Source organism: Rugamonas sp. FW305-51 (genome assembly GCF_058786935.1).
Genome location: NZ_JBYSZG010000004.1, coordinates 73,832 through 94,510 on the forward strand (window position 1 = coordinate 73,832; position 20,679 = coordinate 94,510).

The window sequence follows — 20,679 nt, forward strand, 5'->3', positions numbered from 1 at the left end:
ATGGACCACACCCAACCCCACGTCCGCAATCCCAAGCTCTGGGTACCCAGCCTGTACCTGGCGCAGGGCCTGCCGTTCTTCGCCGTGGCCATCGTGGCCAACCAGATGTTCAAGAGCATGGGCGTGCCCAACGACGAGCTCAATCACTGGACCGCCCTGATCGGCTTCGCCTGGGTGTTCAAGCCATTGTGGAGCCCTTTCCTGGAACTGGCCAGCAGCAAGAAGCTGGTGGTGGTCGGGTTCCAGCTGCTCGGTGGCTTGTGCCTGGGCGCCGTGGCGCTGGCGCTGCACGCGCCGTTCTGGTTCGCCGCCTGCGTGGCCATGCTGGCCCTGGTGGGCATCGCCTCGGCCACCCACGACATCGCCTGCGACGGCTTGTACATCACCAGCCTGACCGAGAAAGGCCAGGCCGCCTACGCGGGATGGACCGGCACCTTCTTCAACGCCGGCAAGTTCTTCACCACGGGCGCCCTGCTGCTGCTGGCCGGGCACTTTGAAAAGACCATCGGCGTGGTGCCGGCGTGGACCATCTGCTTCGGCATCCTGGCCGCCATCATGGTGGCGCTGGCGCTCTACAACAGCTGGGCGCTGCCGCAGGCGAAAAACGCCATCGGTGCCGACACCAACGCCACCGCCATCGCCCGCACGCTGTGGGAAGTGATCGTGGAATACTTCCGCAAGCCCGGCATCTGGGTTTCCATCCTGTTCATCATCCTGTTCCGCGCCGGCGAGGCGCAGGTGCAGTCAATCGGCCCCCTGTTCCTGCGCGAGGCGCGCAACCTGGGCGGGCTGGGACTGAGTACGGCCGAAGTGGGCGCCGTGTATGGCACGGTAGGCACGGTGGCCTTCATTGTGGGCAGCATCGCGGGCGGCTACTTCACTTCCTGGCTCAGCCTCAAGCGCGCCATCCTGTGGCTGATCCTGGCGCTGAACCTGCCCAACCTGGCGTTTTACTTCCTGGCCACGTGGCTGCCGACCGACCTGACCGTGATCGGCGCTGCACTGAGCCTGGAAATGTTCGGCTACGGCTTCGGCTTCGTGGGCCTGATCCTGTACATGATGCAGGTGGTCGCGCCGGGAAAATACCAGACGGCGCACTACGCCTTCTCGACCGGCATCATGCAGCTGGGCTTCGTGCTGTTCAAACTGGTCAGCGGCGATATCCAGATCGCGCTCGGCTACCAGCACTTCTTCGTGTGGGTCATGCTGAGCGCCATTCCGGTGGCCGTGCTGTCGCAGCTGATCCCCATGAGCGCCCGCCAGCAGCAACAGCAACAACCAGCGCCGCACGCGGCGGCGGCAGGTTAAGCCCATGGCCAGCGTCAGCCTGCAAGGCATCGTCAAGCACTACGACAAGCATGCCGTGATCCACGGCGTGGACCTGGAAGTGGCCGACGGCGAATTCATGGTATTCGTCGGCCCGTCCGGCTGCGGCAAGTCCACCTTGCTGCGCATGATCGCCGGACTGGAAGAGATCAGCGCCGGCCAGCTCAGGATAGGCGAACGGGTGGCCAACGACGTGCCGCCGGCCGAGCGCAAGCTGGCCATGGTGTTCCAGTCCTATGCCCTGTATCCGCACATGACGGTGTACGAGAACATGGCGTTCGCGCTCAAGCTGGCCGGCCAGCCGGCGGCGGCCGTGCGCTCGGCCGTGGAGCGGGCGGCCGACATCCTGCGCATCACGCCGCTGCTGCAGCGCCGGCCCAAGGAACTGTCGGGTGGCCAGCGCCAGCGGGTGGCGATCGGGCGCGCCATCGTGCGCACGCCGCAGCTGTTCCTGTTCGACGAACCGCTGTCCAACCTGGACGCCAGCCTGCGGGTCCAGATGCGGGTGGAACTGAGCCGCCTGCACCAGGAGCTGGGCACCACCATGATCTACGTCACCCACGACCAGGTGGAGGCGATGACGCTGGGCCAGCGCATCGCCGTCTTCAACGGCGGGCGCATCGAGCAGGTGGGCACGCCGCAGCAGCTGTACAACGCGCCGTGCAACCTGTTCGTGGCCGGCTTCCTGGGCACGCCGAAGATGAATTTCATCCCGGCCGAAATCCTCGCCGCCGGCGCCAGCCACGCCAGCGTGCTGCTGCCGGGCGGCGCCATCGTCGAAGTGGCCGTCGACGGCAACGCCGTGCGGCGCGGCGATGCCGTCACCCTGGGGGTGCGCGCCGAGCACCTGGCACTGCGCGCGCCGGACGCGGGCGCGGGAACGGACGAAGGCGCGGGCGCGCACGCGCACGTCAACGCCGTCGAAGTGGGCGTGGGCCATGTGGAATACCTGGGCGACCAATCCATCGTCTACGCCACGCTGGCCGGCGCGCCGGACATGATCGCCGTGCGCCAGCCGGCCGAGGCGGCACCGCTGCATGCCGGCAGCCGCGCCAGCATCGTGCTGCCGGCAGCCCGTTGCCTGCTGTTCGGCGCCGATGGACGCGCCCTGCCGCCCGCTCCGGCCGGCGGCGAACAGCAGCCCGCGCGCACGGCACAATTGGCGGGCGTCGGGCAATTTATGTAACAATACGCGGGTTTGTCCGGACCGCCCTTCTCCTGCCACGCAAGCGGTGGCAGAATGTGCGGTTTGCCCACCCCTTACCGTGATGACGCGGCGCCAACCGCCGCGCGTCCATCGTCTTTGATTGAAGGATTTACCATGTCCCAATTTCGTTTCGCCCGTATTAGCCTGATCCTGGCCGCCATCGGCCTGAACGCAGCGCCGGCCATGCTCGGCATGACGGCCGCCCAGGCCGCTGAGAAGGCCGCTCCTGCGCCCGAAGCGCCGAAGGCGGACACGGTCCGCCCCGAAATTTTCAAGCTGATCGACCCGGCCCAGATCAAGGACCTGATGGCGGCCAAGAACTACACGGAAGTGATGAACCGCGTCGACCAGGCTGCGGCCATGCCCAACCTGACCCCGTTCGAAGTGTTCGTGCTGAACCAGATGCGCGTGCAGGTCGGCTCGGCCAGCTCGAACAACGCCCTGCTGCTGCCGGCGCTGGAAGCGATGATCGAATCGGGCCGCCTGGCGCCCAAGGACAAGAGCAACTTCATCGAAGCGATGGGCAACATCTACTACACGGCCAAGGACTTCGACAAGGCCATCGTCTGGTTTGCCCGCTATCAGACCGAAACGGGCGACACTGCCAAGGTGCGCCCGCAGATGCTGCGCGCCTACTTCTTCAAGAACGACTACGCCACCGTCAAGACGGAAGTGCTGAAGGACGTGGCCGCGGCGGAAAAGGCCGGCACCTCGCCGTCGTCCGACGCGCTGGCCCTGCTGGGCAACGTGGGCATCAAGAGCAAGGACAACGCCCTGTACCTGCAGGCGGTGGAATACCTGGTCAAGTACTACCCGACCGAAGCCTACTGGTTCGACCTGCTCAACCGCACCCGCGGCAAGCCTAACTACAACCAGCGCTTCGACCTGGACGTGCTGCGCATGAAGCAGGTGGTGGTCCCCGGCCGCATGGAAGCGGACGACTATTCCGACCTGGCCGAACTGGCGCTGCAGGGCGGCTTCTACACGGAAGCGAAGAACGCGCTGGACAAAGGCTTTGCCGGCGGCCAGATGGGCACCGGCGCGGACGCGGCCAAGCACAAGAAAATGCGCGACCAGGCCAACAAGGGCGCGGCCGACGACGCCAAGAACATCGGCAGCGGCGAAGCCTCGGCCGCCAAGTCCAAGGACGGTGTGGGCCTGGTCAACCTCGGTTATGCCTACGTCACCATGGGTCAGTTCGACCACGGCCTGGAGCTGATGAACAAGGGTATCGCCAAGGGCGTGCTGAAAAATCCTGAAGATGCCAAGCTGCGCCTGGGCTACGCCTACGCCATGGCCGGCCGCAAGGACGAAGCCCTGAAGACGCTGGAAACCGTGACCGGCAACGACGGCCGCGGCGACCTGGCCCGCTACTGGATCATGTGGACCAAGAACCCGGTGGCACCGGCTGCCGAGGCAGCAAAATAAGCGGCACTGCCGGCCTGGCGCCGGCAGCTGCACGCAAGCCAGACGGCCTCGCCGTCTGGCTTTTTTTTCGCCCTTGATTTTATGATAATTCGGCAGCAGAATGGGCATCCTGGAAAACGGGAGGCGGAGATGGGCAAGACTGCACGGCTGGCCAGTATCGACATGTTGCGCGGGCTGGTAATCGCCCTGATGGCGCTGGACCATGTGCGCGATTTTTTCGGCCCCGCCAACTGGGGGCCGGAACAGCTGGACCAGACTACGCCGGCCTGGTTCTACACGCGCTGGATCAGTTCGCGCTGCTGCGCAGCGGGAATTTCTATGGCGATCCCGATCCATGGTCGCCGCAGGGACGGGGCTGGACCTGGGACCTGATTTCCTTCCTGCGCGTGCACAAATATCCGCCGTCGCTGCTGTACCTGTGCGTCACGCTGGGCATCGCCTTGCCGCTGCTGGCCCTGTTCGAGCGCATGCGCAGCGTGCCGGTGCTGCTGCTGTTCGGCGGCGCGCCCCTGTTCTTCTACGTCGTGCATATCGCGCTGATCCACCTGCTGTCGGGCCTCTACTTCCTGCTGCGCTTTGGCGCCCTGCCGCAAGGCACGCCGATACGCTACACGCTGCCGCCGGGGTATGCGCCGTCACTGCCGGTGGTGTACGCCGCGTGGCTGGCCATCCTGCTGCTGATGTATGGCTTGACGACGCTGTGGCAGCGCCGGCAGGCTGCCGCGGCGGCGCGCCTGGCGCCCGCGGGCGGCACGCCGCTACCGGACAGCACGCCCTGACTTACCACCAGCCGCCGGGGCACGTTGCCTGGGCGGCGAGCCGACCGGGTAAGGACCAAACTGGCCGGCCCAGCGGCCAGTTACCTGCCAGCCGTGCGCGCGACCGCGCCGAACGCGCGCGCATACGCCCCGCTGGGCACGTGCGGCAGGCTGCTGCAGGTGGCCTCGGCGCCGGCGGCCGACAGGGGGCATGGCGTGTCGCGGTCCAGCGACCAGAAATGCAAACCGGCCAGCTTCATGCGGTGCGCGGCACCGGCCAGCATGCGCGCGTCGGCCACGGTGAACACATTTTCCGGCACATCGTTCACCCCTATCATGGCCGTCAATTCGATCTGCTCGTACGGCACGCCGTACTTGCGATGCACGTTGCGCGCGGCCTGGACCGCGGACAAGCCCATCTGGCAGCGCCCCGCGCGCACCACGCACGCGGCCCGGCTGGCGGGGCCGTAATCCATCACCATCAGGTTCAGCGCATAGTCGCGCAGGCCGCTGCGGCGCGCCGCGTCCAACACCGCCACGCCCGTTTCGTTCAGGCTGCGCAGGCTGCCGTCCGACGCGGCGAGCGTGGGCACCGTCAGGCTGAAACGCAGGGCCGGACGCTGCGCCTGCACCGCGGCGGCCGCCGCCAGCAGTGCGCTGATCTGCTGCGCGCTCTGCCCGGCCTCGATGTCGAAGTCGATGCCGGCCAGGTGCGGCGAGTCGTAGCGGGCGATGAAGCGTTCCATGCCATCGGCACTGGCGCAGGTGAAGACTGCGCCCTGCCCGCCGGTGGAAATCAGGTAGCCGATGCCGGCCCGGTCGAACGCCGCCACGTTGGCCGCGGCCACGTCCTGGCCGCGCTGCGTGCCCCACATCTCGTCGCCGCACTCGCCGCTGGCAAAGGCCCAGGTCAACGCCTGCCGTCCGAACGGGCTGGTGGCGCCGCTGATGTAGGGCGTGCGCACACCGTCCGGCGCGGCCGTGATGACGTTGGTGGCCGCGTCGTTCCACATGGCCAGATGCTTGTAGGGGCTGTAGACAAAGGGCGGCGCGGCCTGCGCCCACGATGCGCCCGCCGTTAGTGCCACCGTGGTGGCGACCAGGGCCGCCGTCCTTCTTGTGCAGGATGTCATATCGGATCTCTTCCAGAAAAAAGCCCGCAGCCGGCAAGTTGTGCTTGCGCGGATGCGGGCTGACTGCTGCTTCAGCTGAACGTATCAGCCAGGCAGGTCACGGTGCGTATCAGTACTTGATGCGCACGCCGCCATACACGGTCTTGCCGTTCTTGTACACGCCGGCGATCTGGGTGGTGTCGGTCTTGTACACGGTCAGCAGCGGGTCGTTCAGGTTCTGCGCTTCCAGCGTGAACTGCACCGACTTGTTGAGCGTGTAGTTGAGCGAAATGTTCAGCGAACCGTTGGCGCTCTGGAAGTAGTCGGCGCCGCCGCGGTTACCCAGCTTGTAGGTGGAACGGTGGCTGTAGCCGATACGGGCGCTGAAACGGTCGTCCTCGTAGAAGGCGCCCACGTTGTAGGAGTTTTTCGAGGTGCCGTACAGCGTGCAGTCTTCGCCGGCCTTGCCGTTGCAGGTGCCTTGCTCCAGCTTGCCGGTCTGTTCGCCATCCGCGTAGGTGTAGTTGGCGCTCACGCCGATGCCGCCCCACACGTTCTGCTCGTACGCCAGGTCCATGCCTTTCAGCTTGCCGTCCGTGTTGACCGGGGACGAGATGTCGTAGTTGGCGATCACGCCGCCCTTGGAAGCGTCAGCATACGGCAGCACACTGTGGCCGTAGGCGATCACACCATCGAGCTTGCTGGCGAAGATACCGGCCGACAGCAGTGCCTTCGGCGCGAAGTACCACTCGGCGCTGAAGTCGATGTTGTTGCTGCGGATAGGCTTCAGGTAAGGGTTGCTGCCCACGCCATTGTGCTCCGTGTCGCGCAGGTCGTTGCCGGCCAGCTGGCCGAAGTCGGGACGGGACATGCCGCGGTTCAGGGCGAAGCGGCCCACCAGGTTCTGGCCCAGGTCGGCACGCAGGTTCAGGCTGGGCAGCACGTCGTTGAAGCTCTGCTCGTACTCGGGTTTGCCGCCCGGCAGGAAGGCGTGGATATCCATCTTGGTGCGCACGAAACGTACGCCCACGTTGCCGCTGATGGCGTCGGTCGGCTGCAGGTTGGCCATGGCGTAGGCCGCGCTCGCATCTTCCTTGATGTTGAATTCCTGCTGCGTGGCATGGGTGTTGAAGGTGGCGTACTTGGCCACCCACGACGCCACATAGTCGTTGCTGATCTTGAACGGGTTGAAGCCTGGCGTCGGATTGACGGGCAGGTTGCCATACCAGTTGTTGCCATAGTTGCCGATGGCGCTGTCGGGAATCTGGGTGTCGTCCGTGGCACCGGCGCCCAGTACCATGTTCAGCTTGGTCAGGTCGCGCTCATGCTTGGCCAGACGCACGCCGAACTGGATCGATGGCACCACGTCCGAATTGAGCTTGAATTCGCCGTCCACCTGGCCATAGTTTTCCTTGTCGGTGGACGAGCTGTAGCCGCCCCAGCCGCCGATGCCGCCGCCGGCGCGCACGAACTTGTCGCCGCCCGGCACGTTCAGCACGAAGATGCCGTCCGGGCTCAGCGAATAGCCGGCGCCCTGGTTCCAGCCGCTCAGCACTTCAAAGCCCACGTCCGTGGTCTTGCCGCTGCCGGTGGTGTGGCCCAGTTTGCCCGTCAGGGTCAGGTCCTTGTTGACCACCCATTTGCCGTCGAAGTTGAGGAACTTGGAATCGGTCTTGGCGTCCGGACGGGCCGCCACGTCTTCCACCACCGACCAGGCGCCGGCCGAATTGGCGCCGAAGGCATCCTTGCCGTAGAACACGGAGGTGATGGTGTTGCCCACCACGGTCGCCGGCTGGGTCGGCTTGACGGCATTGCCGTTCCAGCCCGGGCCGTTGACGGCGTTGATGGTGTCGGCCATGTAGTTGGTGTTGTAGTTCTTCGCATCCACGGTCGACATGAAGCCCGACAGGTCCAGCGTCACGTTGGTGGCCGGCTTCCATTGCGCTTCCAGGTAGCCGCCCTGGCGCTTGCGCTCCTGCTGGAACAGCACGGCGCCGCTCAACAGGCTGATGTTCTTGTTGGCCAGGGCCGGATCGGGATAGTTGGCGCCCGTCTTGTCCCACCACACGCCTTCGGAACCGGCGCGCTGCAGCTTGCGCGTTTGCGAGAACACCTGGCCCAGGATGCCGAAGGTGTTGTCTTCGCTCTTCCAGTTGACCAGGGCCGAGATGGCGGGGTCGGTGGACTTGGCGGCCGTCGAATAGGCCGCCTCGATCGATGCGGAAGTGGTCAGGCGCTCCTTGAATTCCAGCGGCTTGCGGGTCTGGATGTCGACCGTGCCGGCCGCGCCGCCTTCGAGCAGGTCGGCCTGCGACGACTTGTGCACCACGATGCGGCCCACCAGGTCCGACGGCAGCAGGGTGTAGGACACGCTGCGGCCACCGTTGGCGATGTTGGGACCATACCAGTCGCCGCTGGAGACGGTGTGGCCGTTGAGGGTGGTCAGCGTCATCTGCGACAGCATGCCGCGCATCTGCACGTGCTCGTTCTCGCCGAACGAGCCTTCGGCCGAACCGGCGCTGGTGGTGGTCACGCCGGCCACGCGCGACAGCGAGTCGGCCACGTTCTTGTCCGGCATCTTGCCGATGTCTTCCGCGGTGATCACTTCCACCAGCGATTCCGCATTCTTCTTCTGGTTCAGCGACTGCTGCAGCGAGGCGCGCATGCCCGTCACCACCACCACCTGGTCGCTCGGCTGGCTATCCTGCGCGGTGGCCGGCATGGCCATGCTCATCGCCAGCAGCGCGACGGCCGTGGCGATCGGGGTCCGGTGGCTGGAGCCCTGCTTCAGTATCTGGTATGTCGTTGCGGTATTGCACTTCATGTAATCCCCCTTGATTGCGGCCTGGCATCGCAAGCCTGTTAGCGTTCTTATTCATCGGTGCCCGATTCCACCGCCGCCGCGGTGTCCTGCAGGTTCCTCTTTACAACCACTTACAAAACCAATTGAACGCCAATATACTCCAGACCAATACCAGATCACTACCAATTTACTGATTTTTTTCGCTTGTTGTACATGACACACAGACCACTTTGTTTTCGTTTAGATAATTCATTGGGGTGTACCACAGGGAAGCGGCCTGATACCACGACCATACCAACGGTCCAGCCTTTTTGGTATGATCGGGCCACACACAGACACGCAAGGCCGCGCCAGGTACGCGGCCTGCCACGGGAGACGACCGGATGACCACGCTAGTCCAGCTCATGCACAATCTGGGGCAGCACAGCAGCCTGCCCCTGTACCAGCAACTGCAGCGCGCCTTGCGCGAAGCGATCGACAAGCGCCTGTACGGACCGGACGAAGCGCTGCCGGCGGAACGCCAGCTGGCGGCCGACCTGTCGATCTCGCGCATCACGGTGCGCAAGGCCATCGATGGCCTGGTGGAAGAAGGTTTGCTGGTGCGCCGGCCCGGTTCGGGCAACTTCATCAACACCCGCATCGAAAAGAATTTCGCCAAGCTGACTTCGTTCTCGGAGGACATGCGGGCGCGCGGGCGCACGCCGCGCAGCGTGTGGCTCAAGCGCTCGGAAGGAACGGTGACGCCGGAAGAGGCGTTGCGGCTGCGGCTCAGTCCGGGTGCCCCCGTGTACCGTTTCCACCGCATCCGTTACGCCGACGAGATACCGATGTGCCTGGAATACGCGACCATCGTCGCCACTGCCCTGCCGTCGGTGGAGGCGGTACAGGTATCGATGTATGAAGCGCTGGAACAAGCCGGCAACCGCCCGGTGCGGGCGCTGCAGCGGCTCAGCGCCCTGCTGCTCAACGCCGAGCAGGCCGAGCTGCTGCAAGCGAAGCCGGGCGACGCCGGCCTGGCCGTGGAGCGGCTCGGTTTCCTGCGCGACGGGCGGGCCGTGGAATTTTGCCGCTCCATCTTCCGCGGCGACCTGTACGACTTCGTGGCCGAGCTCAACACGGCCTGACGCCGCGCACGGAAAGAAAAATGGGGACGTACCCCTTTTGGGGGGGGAAGCGGCAGGGACAGGCTGGATACCTGTCCCGTTCGACCAACGTGGCTTATTGCGGTTTGGCGGGCGCGGCGGCGGCGGCCTTGGCGTCATCACCGGCCGTTACGATGCTCAGCTTGCTCGTGTCGATGGCCTTGCGGAAGGCGGCGTTCACTTGCGCCACCGTCAGCGCCTTGACCTTGTTCTCGAACGCCAGGCTCCACGCATAGCTGCGGCCCAGGAACAGGTTGCGCGTCCAGCCGGCAGCCAGCACGTCATCCTTGGAGCGGTTCTGCAGGCGCTGCTGCAGCAGGCCGGACTTGGCACCGGCCAGTTCGGCCGCCGTGAAGCCGTCCTTGCGGGCCCGCTCCAGTTCGTCGCGGATGGCCGCTTCCAGATTGCCCAGGTTCTGCGGCGCGGCGATGGCGCCGATGCCGAATCCGCCGGCACGGTCAATCTCGCCCGCGCCGATGCCGGAACCGCCGCCGTAGGACAGGCCATCCTTCTGGCGGATGCGGTCCATCAGGCGCGACTTCAACGCGCCGCCGCCAAAGATGTAGTTGGCCACTTCCAGCGCCGGATAGTCGGGATCATCCACGTTCAGGTCCAGGTTCAGGCGCGCTTCGTAGTAGCCGTTTTCCTTCTCCGGGGTGTTGATGTGCTGGTGCAGCGCCGGCTTGTCGGCATTGGTGTTGATGATGCGCGCGTAGGCCACCTGGCTGTTCCAGCCACTGAAGCTGTCGGCGATGGTCTTGCCCGTAGCAGCGGGATCGAAGTCGCCCACAATGGACAGCTCGCCGTGCGAGGCGCCGTAATACTGGCGGTGGAAGGCCACCACGTCTTCCAGCTTGAGGGCGCGGATCTCGGCCAGCTGCTCGTCCACCGTCTGCACGGCGCGCGGGTCGCCTTTCGGATAGTGGTTGTAGTACTCGGACATGGCCTGGCGCGCCAGCGACTGCGGCTCGTTACGCGACGCTTCGATGCCGACGATCCACTGCTGGCGCATCTGCTCGAATTCGGCCGCCGGGAAGCTGGCCTCTTTCAGTACGTGGCTCACCAGGCGCAGCGCCTGATCCAGATTGGGCCGGGTGGTGTCGAAGTGGTACAGGCTGCCCGAAATCTTGAGCTTGGCGAAGGCGTCGGCCAGCTCGGTGCGGCTGTACTTGCTGGTGCCGCGCATCAGCATGTCCTTGGCGGCCGCTTCGATCGTGCTCTTGCCGAACAGGTTGTGTTCGTCGCCCCAGTGCAGGTGCAGGTCCACGGAAACGGCCTCGCCCCGGTTCTTCTTGGGCAGCAGCGCGACCTTCAGGCCGCCGATGGTGGTGATGGTGGTGCGGGCGTCGATGTTGGCCTGGCTGGGGTCGAACGCTTCCGAGCTCAGCGTGGCGGCCTTGCCCTTGAAGTCTTTCAGCACTTCAGCCACGGTGGGCGCGGGCGGGATCTCGGCCCGCTGCGGCGCGTCGTCCGGCACGAACAGGCCGACGGTACGGTTGTCGCGCCGCAGGTAGCGGGCCGCCACCGCGCTCACCTGCGCCGGCGTGATGCTGGCCAGCTTGTCGCGGCCCTCGAACAGCAGGCGCCAGTCGCCCAGCGCGATCTCTTCCGACAAGGTCACGCCGACCTTTTGCGGATCGTTCAGGGCCTTCTCGATGCCGTTGGCGAAGTTGCGGCGGGTGCGCTCCATTTCCTCGGCCGTGGGCGGGGTCTGGGCGAAACTTTCCACCGCCTTGATGAGGGCGTCGCGCACCGGCTCGATGGGCTGACCGGCCTTGACGACGGCGCCTATCACTTCCAGCCCAGGCGCGTAGCCGGTCTGGCCGAAGCTGAACACTTGCGCGGCCATGCCCGTTTCCACCAGGGCCTTGTGCAGGCGGCCGGTCGGGGTGTCGCCCAGGATTTCCGTCATGAACGACAGCGGGTCGGCGTCGGCCTGCAGGGCGGACGGGATCTTGTAGCCGAGGGCGACGATCTGCATGTCGCCCTTGCGCCGCACGGCGAAGCTGCGCTCGCCATCCTGGGTCGGTTCCACGGTCCAGAACGGCGGCAGGCTGCGCTTGGGCTTGGGGATGGCGCCGAACGATTTGCTGATCCAGGCCAGTGTCTGGGCGGGGTCGAACTTGCCGGCCACCAGCAGCACGGCATTGTCGGGCTGGTAGTAGGTGCGGTAGAACGCTTGCAGGTTCTCGATGCGCACGTTTTCGATGTCGCTGCGGTTGCCTATCGTGGAGCGGCCATAGCTGTGCCAGTCGTAGGCGATGCTTTGCATGCGCTTGAGCAGCACGTCGAACGGCTGGTTTTCGCCGGACTCGTACTCGTTGCGCACCACCGTCATCTCGGAATCGAGGTCCTTGCGGGCGACGAAGGAATGGACCATGCGGTCCGCTTCCATGTCCAGCGCCCACTTGAGGTTGTCGTTCCCGGCCTGGAATACTTCGTAGTAGTTGGTGCGGTCGAACGAGGTGGTGCCGTTGAACTCCATGCCGCGGTCGGCGAATTCCTTGGGGATGCTGCGGTTCTTGGGCGAACCCTTGAACATCATGTGTTCCAGCAGGTGGGCCATGCCCGTCTCGCCATAGTTTTCGTGGCGCGAGCCGACCAGGTAGGTGACGTTGACGGTCACGGTGGGCTTGGAGGCGTCCGGGAACAGCAGCACCTTGAGGCCGTTGGGCAAACGGTATTCCGTGATGCCTTCCACGGACGGGCCCTTGCTCACACCGGCCGGCAGGGCCTGGGCCCAGGCGCCTTGCGGGGCGATGAAGGACAGGCTGCACACCAGCAAGCCGCAGACGGCGACGCGCTTCACATGTTGAGTCTTCATAAATTCTCTACGGAAATTCAGAAAGAGCCAGCATAACCGCAAGCGGACCGCCGCGGCAGTGTAAAAACGTAAAATATTGTTATATGCCTATCTTTGGTCGCGGGACGCACCCTTCCCTTGCCCGGCACAGGACAGGGCGAACGCTGCGGCCTGCCGCCGCACCCGGCAGGCCGCCAGGCGGATATCCGCGCGATGCGGACGCCAGGATGCTAATGCCGCGCCTGCTTCTCGTGTTCCAGCTGGCTGGCGCTGATGCGCGACAGTTCCCCCATCTCCTGGGCCAGGAATTCGATCAGGTCGTCGATGCTGACGATGCCGGACAGGCCGCCCAGGCTGTTGACGACGGGCAGCCGCCGTATGCCCTTGAAGCGCATGCGGTCGATGGTCTCGTAGACGTCGTCATCCTCGTTGGCCGTCATCAGCTCGCCGGTCATGACGTCGCCCACCAGCAGGCTGGCCGGATCGAGGCCGAGGGCGATGACGGAGACGACGATATCGCGGTCGGTGAGGATGCCCACCGGCACCCGCTCGCCGTTGGGCTGCTCGACCACGACCAGGTCGCCCACATGATGGTTACGCATCAACAGCGCCGCGTCCTGCACGGTGACGTCACGCTTGCAATGCACAGTTTGTACGGTACAGATGTCGCCGATACGCATGGCCGCTCCCTCCTCCGCAAAGAGTTCAGTGTAGCGCGATCGGGAGCGAATAGGCGTTCGCTTGAGGCAGCGAAGCAGGCGGCTCAGCCTTGCTTGGGCTCAGGCTCCGGCACCAGGCAGGCGTCCACCATTTGCAGGTCGTTGTCCTTGGCGAACGAGACGACGAAGTGGTAGGCCATCGGTTCCAGGTCGCGCAGGCGGCCGTTGACCACCACCGATTTGACGCCGTTGATCACGGTCGGGCAAACGTAGGGGGAAAACTGCAGGTGGGAATGGCGTCCGCCGCCCGAGCCTTCAGGCCGGAAACAGGACATGACGCCGCACAGGCGTTCGGCCCAGTCGCTGGGACGGAACTGTCTGCCATTGCTGGTGATGCCAAGGATAAAGAACTCGTCGTGCAGTTCTTTCTTGTTGTGAGCTGACTCGGCCATAGGCGGCTTGTTGGTAACAAGAATGCGTGGAAGATCCCGGCAGGTGCGCCGGGCTGGCGGTACAATTCTGTAAGAATCATGGGTATTATATCTTATAGAAGACCTGTCCGCATAAGCCCTTGATTCCAAACGAGCTTTTCCGGCAGGAGCCCGGCATGGTGCAAGCCCGCACCAGCGCGGTGCGGCTTTGCCCCAGGCAGCCTCCATTGTAAGCCGGTTGTCTGGCCCTTGTATGCCGGGCTGGCGTCAGCCGAGCCAGACTGCGCCGGAAAGCAACAGCAGCAGCAGCATCCACAGCAGCAGCGCGCGCCACACCAGGCCCACCGTACTTTGCAGGGCCCGCACGCTCGGCTCTTCGCCGGGCAGCACTTCCGGCTCCACGTCCGTCGTGTCGACCGTGGCCGCGTCGGCCAGCACCACCTTGGCCGCGTTCTCGGCCGGCGTGCCCAGGCGCACGCCCATGGCGCCGCCGCCGGCCGACAGGATGATGCCGATCGCTTCGTCCTGCCAGCGGTCGGCGAAATTGCGCCAGGCGTAGATGGCGTCTTCGAAGTTGCCGACCACGGCGAAGGCGACGGCCGTCAGGCGCACGGGAATCCAGTCTATCCAGTAGAAGGCGCGGGCGGCGAACTGGCCGAACGCTTCGTTGCGCATGTGTTCAGGTTCATTCCAGGCCCGGGCCAGGTGTTCGGCCACGCGGTACATGACGGCGCAGGCCGGCCCCAGCGGCATGAGGAACCAGAAGAACACGCCGAACACATTGCGATGGGTGGTGATGAGGGACTTCTCGACGGCGATGCGGGCGATCTCGGACGTTTCCATGCCCACCGTATCGAGCTTGGTCCATTCGGCCAGCAGGGCACGGGCCGTGGCCTCGTCGCCCGCGTTCAGGGCCAGCTGGATGGAGGTGAAATAGTGGCTGTAGTGACGGAAGCCCAGCGTCAGGTAGACGATCAGGATGTTCCAGGCGAAGGCGGCCAGGGTCAGGCGGTAGTGCATCAGCACCCAGTAGATCAGGGCCGTGGGCACCATCAGGATGGCCATCATCAGGAACCAGCCCATGCGGCCGTGGCGTGGGTGGCCGGCGTTGAACCAGGTTTCCATCCGCATCGCCAGACTCTTGATCTCGGCGTAGATCGGGTTATCCGCACGCAGCGGTTTCATCTGTTCTATCAGTAGCGCGCAGAGAATGGAAAGAAAAGTCATCAAACGTCCTTTTAGTCAGCAATGCCGTAATGCCCGCTACGATAGCGCAGTGCAGTGCCGGAATCAAACTTATTGCAATATTGTTCCAGGCGTCAGGCGCGCAGGAAGTGGAACAGGTTGCGCAGCATGCCCGCCGTCGCGCCCCAGATGTAGAAGCGTTGGTACGGCATGGCGTAGAAGGTGCGCGCGCCGCCCGGCAGTTGCACGGACAGGCGCTGGTGGTGGCGCCCGTCCATCAGGAACTGCAGCGGCACCTCGAAGATCTCGGCCACCTCGGACGGGTCGGCCGTCAGCTCGAACGGCGGCAGCACCAGGCCCACCACGGGCGTGACGCGGTAGCCGGTGCCCGTGTAATAGTCGGGCAAGGCGCCCAGCACGTCGACGTGACGCCGGTGCAGGCCGATCTCCTCTTCCGATTCGCGCAGGGCCGTGGCCACGGGGTCGGCGTCGTAGTCTTCCGCCCGGCCGCCGGGAAAGCTGATCTGGCCCGCATGGTCGGTCAGATGGTCGGTGCGCTGGGTCAGCAGCAAAGTCAGGCCATGCTCGCGCTGCACCAGCGGCACCAGCACGGACGCGGGCGTGGGCTGGGGCCGGGGCGTGAGCACTTCCTGCGCCGTCTCCGGGGTCCAGATGGGGGGCGCCGCGAAACGCGCGCGCAGCCACTGGGGCGACAGGCGCTCGGCCGCCACGGCCGGTTCGCCGGCCACGCTGTCGATGGGCAGTTGCTGGGGATCGAACGGGAGCTGGGCCAAGAATCTTACCTCCACATGCAAAAAAGGGGCACCGCCGGCGCCCCTTCCATCCAAACACAAACGCGATTAAGCGCTTGCTTTCGCCGCTGCTGGGCGACGGTTTGGCAGTTTTTCCTTGATACGTGCCGACTTGCCGGAACGATCACGCAGGTAGTACAGTTTAGCGCGACGTACGTCACCGCGGCGTTTCACTTCGATCGAAGCGATCAGCGGCGAGTACAGCTGGAAGGTACGCTCGACGCCTTCGCCGGACGAGATCTTGCGAACGATGAAGTTCGAGTTCAGGCCACGGTTGCGACGGGAGATCACGACGCCTTCGTATGCCTGGGCGCGCTTGCGGGTGCCTTCGACGACGTTAACGTTCACGACCACGGTGTCACCAGGGGCGAAGTCAGGGATGCTCTTGCCCAGGCGAGCGATTTCTTCTTGCTCGAGTTGTTGAATCAGATCCATTTTATTACTCCATAAACCATCGTGCTGGCGCGTATTGAGTGCTGTTCAGACACTCGCCCAGTAGAGGATGGGGTTAAACACGCGGGCGACATGCCCGCTCGGTACTGCTACTGCATGCAGGTTTACAAACCTGCCAAAAACTTTTCATCCTGCTTGCTCAGCAAACCTGCCTCGCGCGCGCGGACCAGCAATTCGGGGCGCTTGCGCGCCGTCGCCTCCAGCATGCGCTGGCGGCGCCATTTTTCGATCTCGGCGTGATTGCCGCCCAACAGCACGGCCGGCACCGTCACGCCTTCATACGTTTCCGGCCGCGTATAGTGCGGCGAATCGAGCAAGCCGTTGACAAAGCTGTCCTCGACGGCCGACGCGTCCGTATTGAGCACGCCGGGCAGCTGGCGCACCACGGCATCCATCAGGGCCATGGCCGGCAACTCGCCGCCCGACAGCACGAAGTCACCCAGGCTGATTTCCTCATCGACGCAACGGTCGATCAGGCGCTGGTCGACCGCTTCGTAGCGGCCGCACAGGATCACCAGACCCGGCTCGGCTTTGAGCTGCATGACGCGCTCGTGCGTCAACTGCTTGCCCTGGGGCGACATGAACACCACGCGCGGCGCGGGCAGGCCGGCATCGGTCTGGCGCTGCCTGGCGGCGTTGAGCGTCGCTTCCAGCGGTTTGGCCAGCATCACCATGCCGGGGCCGCCGCCATAGGGGCGGTCATCCACGGTGCGGTGATTGTCCGTTGTGAAATCGCGGGGATTCCACAGCGTCAGGCCCCATTTCTTTTGTTCGAACGCACGCCGGGTCACGCCCGACTGCGTCAGCGCGGCAAACATCTCGGGGAACAGGGTCACGACATCAAATTGCATGGCCCGCCTCTCCCGGTCGTACCGTGTTGCTCAGGTGAGTCTTAATAATCCAGGCCCCAGTCGACGGTGATGCGCTTGCCAGCCTTGTCCACTGTGATCACAAACTGGTCCACAAATGGAATCAGGCGCTCTTGCGCCGCATCGTCACCGGGAGCGCTGTCCGCGGCGGGGACCGGCGTAATGCGCAAGATCGACTGCGGACCGTTGCTCATCATGTCGGTAACCTGCCCCAGGTGCTCACCCTGCAAGTTCACTACTTCCAGGCCGATCAGATCGGCCCAGTAAAATTCGTCAGCCGACAGCGCGGGGAAACGACTGCGCGGGACGCAAACAGCGGCGCCCTTGAGCGCTTCTGCCACGTTGCGGTCGGTCACTCCCACCAGCTGGGCAACGACGTCGCCGCCATGCAGTTTGCACTGCTTGACGTCCACGTCATGCACATTTGGCTTGTCGAGCCACCAGGTTTTGACCGCCAGCAATGCATCCGCATCTTCCGAGAAAGGTCTTACCCTCACCCAGCCAGCAACGCCATACGCACCGAAGACAAAGCCCACTTGCGTCAGATCGTCGGGGACTTTCACCCCGGATGCAGTCTTGTCGGTCAAACCAGCAACCAGACTTAAGCTGCTTTTTTAGCGGCTGCGACCAGGCGAGCCACGGTAGGCGACAGTTGCGCGCCCACGGATTCCCAGTGCGCCAGACGGTCAGCGGTGATGCGGAATGGCTGTTCGCCACCCGATGCCATCGGGTTGTAGAAACCGATGCGCTCGATGAAACGACCATCGCGACGATTGCGCGAGTCGGTTGCAACGATGTTGAAGAACGGACGCTTCTTGGCGCCTCCACGAGCTAAACGAATAACGACCATAATATTTCCAAAAAGTGTGCTGAGACGGAAAAAGCCGCAAATTATAGCGCGCCTTGCCACGTAGCAGCAAGCATTAATGCACATAATTGGGCGGGTTGGGGCAATCGATGATTATCCCCCGTTCCGGCGAAGTGGGCAAGAGCCCTACATACCAAAAAAGATAGGCCGGGGCCGTATTATGACCGATACTGCGTGCTTTCCCGCAATTTGTTGGCGTCCCCATGACCATTTTGCATCAAACGCAACACATTCCACACAAGAACAAAACCGTGGCCACCCTGCTGGCCTTCGTGCTGGGCGGCCTGGGCGGCCATCGGCTCTACCTGCGCGGCGCGCGCGACCGCTGGATCTGGGTCCACCTGGCCAGCCTGCCGGCAGCGGCCGTCATTGCCGTGGCCGCACCGGGCGCCGACTGGTTCTACAAGATATTGCCGCTGATCGTGTCGGTGCTGGTGGGCTTCCTGGAGGCGCTGGTGCTGGGCCTGATGCCGGACGAGCAGTGGGACGCCCGCTACAACACCGGCTCGGGCCGCACGTCCGCCTCCAACTGGCCGCTGGCCGTGCTGCTGGTGGCGACCCTGATGCTGGGCGCCGGCACACTGATCGCAACGATTTCCCGCCTGTTTGACTTGCTGTACACTGGCGGAGCATATGGCTGACACCCCACACACGACACCTAGGAGAACAATATGACGAGTCGTCCCCTGATCCTGGCCCTCACCCTGGCCGGCCTGATGAGCAGCGCCTGGGCCCAGGCGCCAGTGAGCCCGAAAGAGCAGTATGCGATCGACAGCAAGCATGCCGCCACCCGCTACGCCGATGACAAGAAGCTGTGCACGGAAGAGACCGACTCCGGCGCCCGCATGCAGTGCATGCGCGACGCCAAATCCGAATACGACAAGAGCCTGGCGCAAGCCAAGGCCGCGATGAAAGCGTCGCCCGCCAAGGCCGGCGCTTGCATGGCCGAGTGCGGCAAGGTGACCAACGTGACCGTGACCGAGAAAGCGGGCGAAGGCAGCGCGCTGGGCCTGATCGCCGGCGGCGTGGCCGGCGCCCTGCTGGGCAACCAAGTGGGCAGCGGCCATGGCCGCGAACTGGCCACCGTGGCCGGTGCGGCCGGCGGCGCCTATGCCGGCAAGCAGGTCGAGCAGAAAGTCAAGTCGACCAAGGTCTGGACCGTGCAGGTGCAATACAACAACGGCCAGCAAGCGAGCTTCAACTTCGACCACGATCCCGGCCTGCTGGCCGGCGACCAGGTGCGCAACGCCAACGGCACCGTGGTGCGCAACTAAGCGCTACGGCAGCAAAGCCAGTCCACCAGCAGCCCGCCCGGGCTGCTTTTTTTTGCGCCCGCGGAGTCGAAGCCGCCCCACGCAAGGTCAGGCGCTGCCGGAATCGGCCGTCGCGCAGTCCTGCACATCCAGGTACTGCACGATGCTGTCTGGCGCGGGCGGCACCACACCATCCTCCCGCATACCGGCCAGGTGCATGGCGATCGCCTCGCACAACGACGCACGCACCAGTTCCACTGTCGCTCCGGTGGCAACGCAGCCTGGCAAATCAGGCACGTAGGCCGAGTAATTATTGCCGGCCTTTTCAATAACGATGGCGTATCGCATAGGTTGCTACTTCTTCAATCCAGCTTGTTTCAAAATACTGTTGCAGGTTCCGGGCGCCAAATCATCGCTCCCTTTTCCTGGCACAGTAACACGTCCGGGCTTGGTCGGATGCTTAAATTGGCGATGGCTGCCACGCATGGCCACGGTACGCCACCCGTCTTCCAACAGCATGCTAATCATGGCATGTACCTTCATGCCATCAGCTTAACGGAATACACCCGACTCCCATCGGCGCATAATCAAAGCCGAACCGGATCAGTTGCGGGCGTCCTTGGGCCGGTCGCCTTTGGGCCAGTCCTTATCCTTGCCGGCAAATACGGGCCGTGGCTGGTGGGTGAAAAATTGCGCCACGTCGACCGCGTCCTGATCCGACAGTGTGCCACCCTGCCCCAACGGCATGTTGTGCTTGACGAAGGCGGCCGCCGTATAGGTACGCGCCATGCCGGCGCCATCGTTGAACGAGGCCGGCCCCCACAAGGGCGGGAACGCATAGGCGGCGCCGTTTTTCAAGCCCTCGCCGGCGGCGCCGTGACAACTGGCGCATTTTTCCGCATACACCTGCTTGCCGTGGACACTGTCGGGCGTGAGCTTCTGGTCGATCGGGCCAAAGCCGCGCCCCTTGACGCTGACGCCCGTCGGCACCCCGCCCGACAGCCACTGCATATAGGCGAGGATATTGTTCATCTCCTCGGAGCTAAAGCCGAGCGGCTTGCCGTTCATCGAGCGCTCAAAGCAATCGTTGACACGCTCCTGCAGCGAAATCAGGCGTCCACTGCGGGATCGGTATTCGGGGAACACGCCCCAGATCCCCACCCAGGGCGACGCTTGCGCGACCGTGCCACCCGTCATATGGCAGTTGGTGCAAGTCAAACCGTTGCCGACGTTGTTGGGCAGGCGCAGATGGGTTTCCGTCAGCAGCAATTTACCGGCCGCGATGGCGGCCCCGCGCGGCCCGGATGGGATGCTGGCCTCGTCCGGCGCCTTGAATACCGGCGCGGTCTGCGCGCTCGCTGCGCCGGCGCTCCATAACGCGGCAACCAGAATGGCATAACGTCGCATGTTCATGCTCCTCCCCTCCAGACAGATGTCGCCGCGAACGCGCGTGGCTCAGAATCATTCTAGCGTCACTGGCGATGGCCTTCGAAACAATTCTGGCGACGGCTTGATCGCGTCACCATTGCCCACGCACCGCGGCCACCGGGCTGCCGGGTGCATTGCGCTG

The 20,679-nt window shown here is 64.5% G+C and carries 22 protein-coding genes; 8 read left to right on the plus strand and 14 right to left on the minus strand.

Annotated features, from left to right (window positions below):
• The 5 genes from AC3WOS_RS04255 (at window position 1) to AC3WOS_RS04275 (ending at window position 4,740) form a co-directional block, all read left to right on the plus strand.
• Window positions 1-1,308, plus strand: coding sequence for an MFS transporter (locus AC3WOS_RS04255; protein ID WP_492714598.1), 1,308 nt, complete (start codon window positions 1-3; stop codon window positions 1,306-1,308).
• Window positions 1,309-1,312: 4 nt separating this feature from the next.
• The gene (locus AC3WOS_RS04260; protein ID WP_492714599.1) at window positions 1,313-2,512 is read left to right on the plus strand and encodes an ABC transporter ATP-binding protein; all 1,200 of its coding nucleotides are present in this window, start codon (window positions 1,313-1,315) and stop codon (window positions 2,510-2,512) included.
• A 135-nt stretch (window positions 2,513-2,647) separates the two neighbouring features.
• Window positions 2,648-3,961, plus strand: a complete 1,314-nt coding sequence (locus tag AC3WOS_RS04265) for a tetratricopeptide repeat protein (protein WP_492714600.1) — start codon at window positions 2,648-2,650, stop codon at window positions 3,959-3,961.
• A gap of 129 nt (window positions 3,962-4,090) precedes the next feature.
• Window positions 4,091-4,333 carry a hypothetical protein gene (locus AC3WOS_RS04270; protein ID WP_492714601.1) on the plus strand — a complete coding sequence of 81 codons (243 nt, stop codon included), beginning with the start codon at window positions 4,091-4,093 and terminating at the stop codon, window positions 4,331-4,333.
• Between the two features lie 14 nt (window positions 4,334-4,347).
• Window positions 4,348-4,740 carry a hypothetical protein gene (locus AC3WOS_RS04275; RefSeq protein WP_492714602.1) on the plus strand — a complete coding sequence of 131 codons (393 nt, stop codon included), beginning with the start codon at window positions 4,348-4,350 and terminating at the stop codon, window positions 4,738-4,740.
• Window positions 4,741-4,820: 80 nt separating this feature from the next.
• Here the strand turns inward: AC3WOS_RS04275 and AC3WOS_RS04280 are convergent, their stop codons facing one another.
• Window positions 4,821-5,852 carry a glycoside hydrolase family 18 protein gene (locus tag AC3WOS_RS04280; protein WP_492714603.1) on the minus strand — a complete coding sequence of 344 codons (1,032 nt, stop codon included), beginning with the start codon at window positions 5,850-5,852 and terminating at the stop codon, window positions 4,821-4,823.
• Between the two features lie 109 nt (window positions 5,853-5,961).
• Entirely contained in the window at window positions 5,962-8,655 is a 2,694-nt protein-coding gene (locus AC3WOS_RS04285) for a TonB-dependent receptor (protein WP_492714604.1), read from the minus strand.
• Between the two features lie 362 nt (window positions 8,656-9,017).
• Here AC3WOS_RS04285 and AC3WOS_RS04290 point away from each other — a divergent pair, with 362 nt between their 5' ends.
• The gene (locus tag AC3WOS_RS04290; protein WP_492714605.1) at window positions 9,018-9,758 is read left to right on the plus strand and encodes a GntR family transcriptional regulator; all 741 of its coding nucleotides are present in this window, start codon (window positions 9,018-9,020) and stop codon (window positions 9,756-9,758) included.
• A 94-nt stretch (window positions 9,759-9,852) separates the two neighbouring features.
• Here AC3WOS_RS04290 and AC3WOS_RS04295 read toward each other — a convergent pair whose 3' ends face one another.
• From AC3WOS_RS04295 to rpsP, 9 genes are all read right to left on the minus strand, one after another.
• Complete coding sequence (locus AC3WOS_RS04295) at window positions 9,853-12,600, minus strand: M16 family metallopeptidase (RefSeq protein WP_492714606.1); 2,748 nt, start codon at window positions 12,598-12,600, stop codon at window positions 9,853-9,855.
• A 209-nt stretch (window positions 12,601-12,809) separates the two neighbouring features.
• Window positions 12,810-13,259, minus strand: coding sequence for a CBS domain-containing protein (locus tag AC3WOS_RS04300; protein WP_492714607.1), 450 nt, complete (start codon window positions 13,257-13,259; stop codon window positions 12,810-12,812).
• An 83-nt stretch (window positions 13,260-13,342) separates the two neighbouring features.
• Window positions 13,343-13,690 carry a DUF3579 domain-containing protein gene (locus AC3WOS_RS04305; RefSeq protein ID WP_492714608.1) on the minus strand — a complete coding sequence of 116 codons (348 nt, stop codon included), beginning with the start codon at window positions 13,688-13,690 and terminating at the stop codon, window positions 13,343-13,345.
• 246 nt (window positions 13,691-13,936) lie between these two features.
• Entirely contained in the window at window positions 13,937-14,896 is a 960-nt protein-coding gene (locus AC3WOS_RS04310) for a CobD/CbiB family protein (RefSeq protein WP_492714609.1), read from the minus strand.
• Window positions 14,897-14,988: 92 nt separating this feature from the next.
• Entirely contained in the window at window positions 14,989-15,648 is a 660-nt protein-coding gene (locus AC3WOS_RS04315) for a CoA pyrophosphatase (RefSeq protein ID WP_492714611.1), read from the minus strand.
• Between the two features lie 66 nt (window positions 15,649-15,714).
• Window positions 15,715-16,101, minus strand: coding sequence for a 50S ribosomal protein L19 (rplS, locus tag AC3WOS_RS04320; RefSeq protein ID WP_492714612.1), 387 nt, complete (start codon window positions 16,099-16,101; stop codon window positions 15,715-15,717).
• 122 nt (window positions 16,102-16,223) lie between these two features.
• A complete protein-coding gene (gene trmD, locus AC3WOS_RS04325; protein WP_492714613.1) occupies window positions 16,224-16,970 on the minus strand; it encodes a tRNA (guanosine(37)-N1)-methyltransferase TrmD in 747 nt (248 codons plus the stop codon).
• Window positions 16,971-17,011: 41 nt separating this feature from the next.
• On the minus strand, window positions 17,012-17,575 hold the full coding sequence (rimM, locus tag AC3WOS_RS04330; RefSeq protein WP_492714614.1) for a ribosome maturation factor RimM: 564 nt from the start codon (window positions 17,573-17,575) through the stop codon (window positions 17,012-17,014).
• Between the two features lie 14 nt (window positions 17,576-17,589).
• Window positions 17,590-17,838 (minus strand): 30S ribosomal protein S16, encoded by a 249-nt coding sequence (gene rpsP, locus AC3WOS_RS04335; protein ID WP_492714615.1) that lies wholly within the window; start codon window positions 17,836-17,838, stop codon window positions 17,590-17,592.
• A gap of 221 nt (window positions 17,839-18,059) precedes the next feature.
• Between rpsP and AC3WOS_RS04340 the strand changes: the two genes are divergently transcribed.
• The gene (locus AC3WOS_RS04340; protein WP_492714616.1) at window positions 18,060-18,497 is read left to right on the plus strand and encodes an NINE protein; all 438 of its coding nucleotides are present in this window, start codon (window positions 18,060-18,062) and stop codon (window positions 18,495-18,497) included.
• Window positions 18,498-18,527: 30 nt separating this feature from the next.
• A complete protein-coding gene (locus AC3WOS_RS04345; protein ID WP_492714617.1) occupies window positions 18,528-19,130 on the plus strand; it encodes an outer membrane lipoprotein in 603 nt (200 codons plus the stop codon).
• 87 nt (window positions 19,131-19,217) lie between these two features.
• On the opposite strand, the gene AC3WOS_RS04350 is transcribed toward AC3WOS_RS04345, so the two are convergent.
• Genes AC3WOS_RS04350 through AC3WOS_RS04360 form a run of 3 tightly spaced genes read right to left on the minus strand, consistent with a single transcriptional unit; the run spans window position 19,218 to window position 20,516 of the window.
• Window positions 19,218-19,457 (minus strand): type II toxin-antitoxin system HicB family antitoxin, encoded by a 240-nt coding sequence (locus AC3WOS_RS04350; RefSeq protein WP_492714618.1) that lies wholly within the window; start codon window positions 19,455-19,457, stop codon window positions 19,218-19,220.
• A gap of 6 nt (window positions 19,458-19,463) precedes the next feature.
• Window positions 19,464-19,652, minus strand: a complete 189-nt coding sequence (locus AC3WOS_RS04355) for a type II toxin-antitoxin system HicA family toxin (RefSeq protein WP_492714619.1) — start codon at window positions 19,650-19,652, stop codon at window positions 19,464-19,466.
• A gap of 60 nt (window positions 19,653-19,712) precedes the next feature.
• A complete protein-coding gene (locus tag AC3WOS_RS04360) occupies window positions 19,713-20,516 on the minus strand; it encodes a c-type cytochrome (protein ID WP_492714620.1) in 804 nt (267 codons plus the stop codon).
• Between the last annotated feature and the right edge of the window lie 163 nt (window positions 20,517-20,679).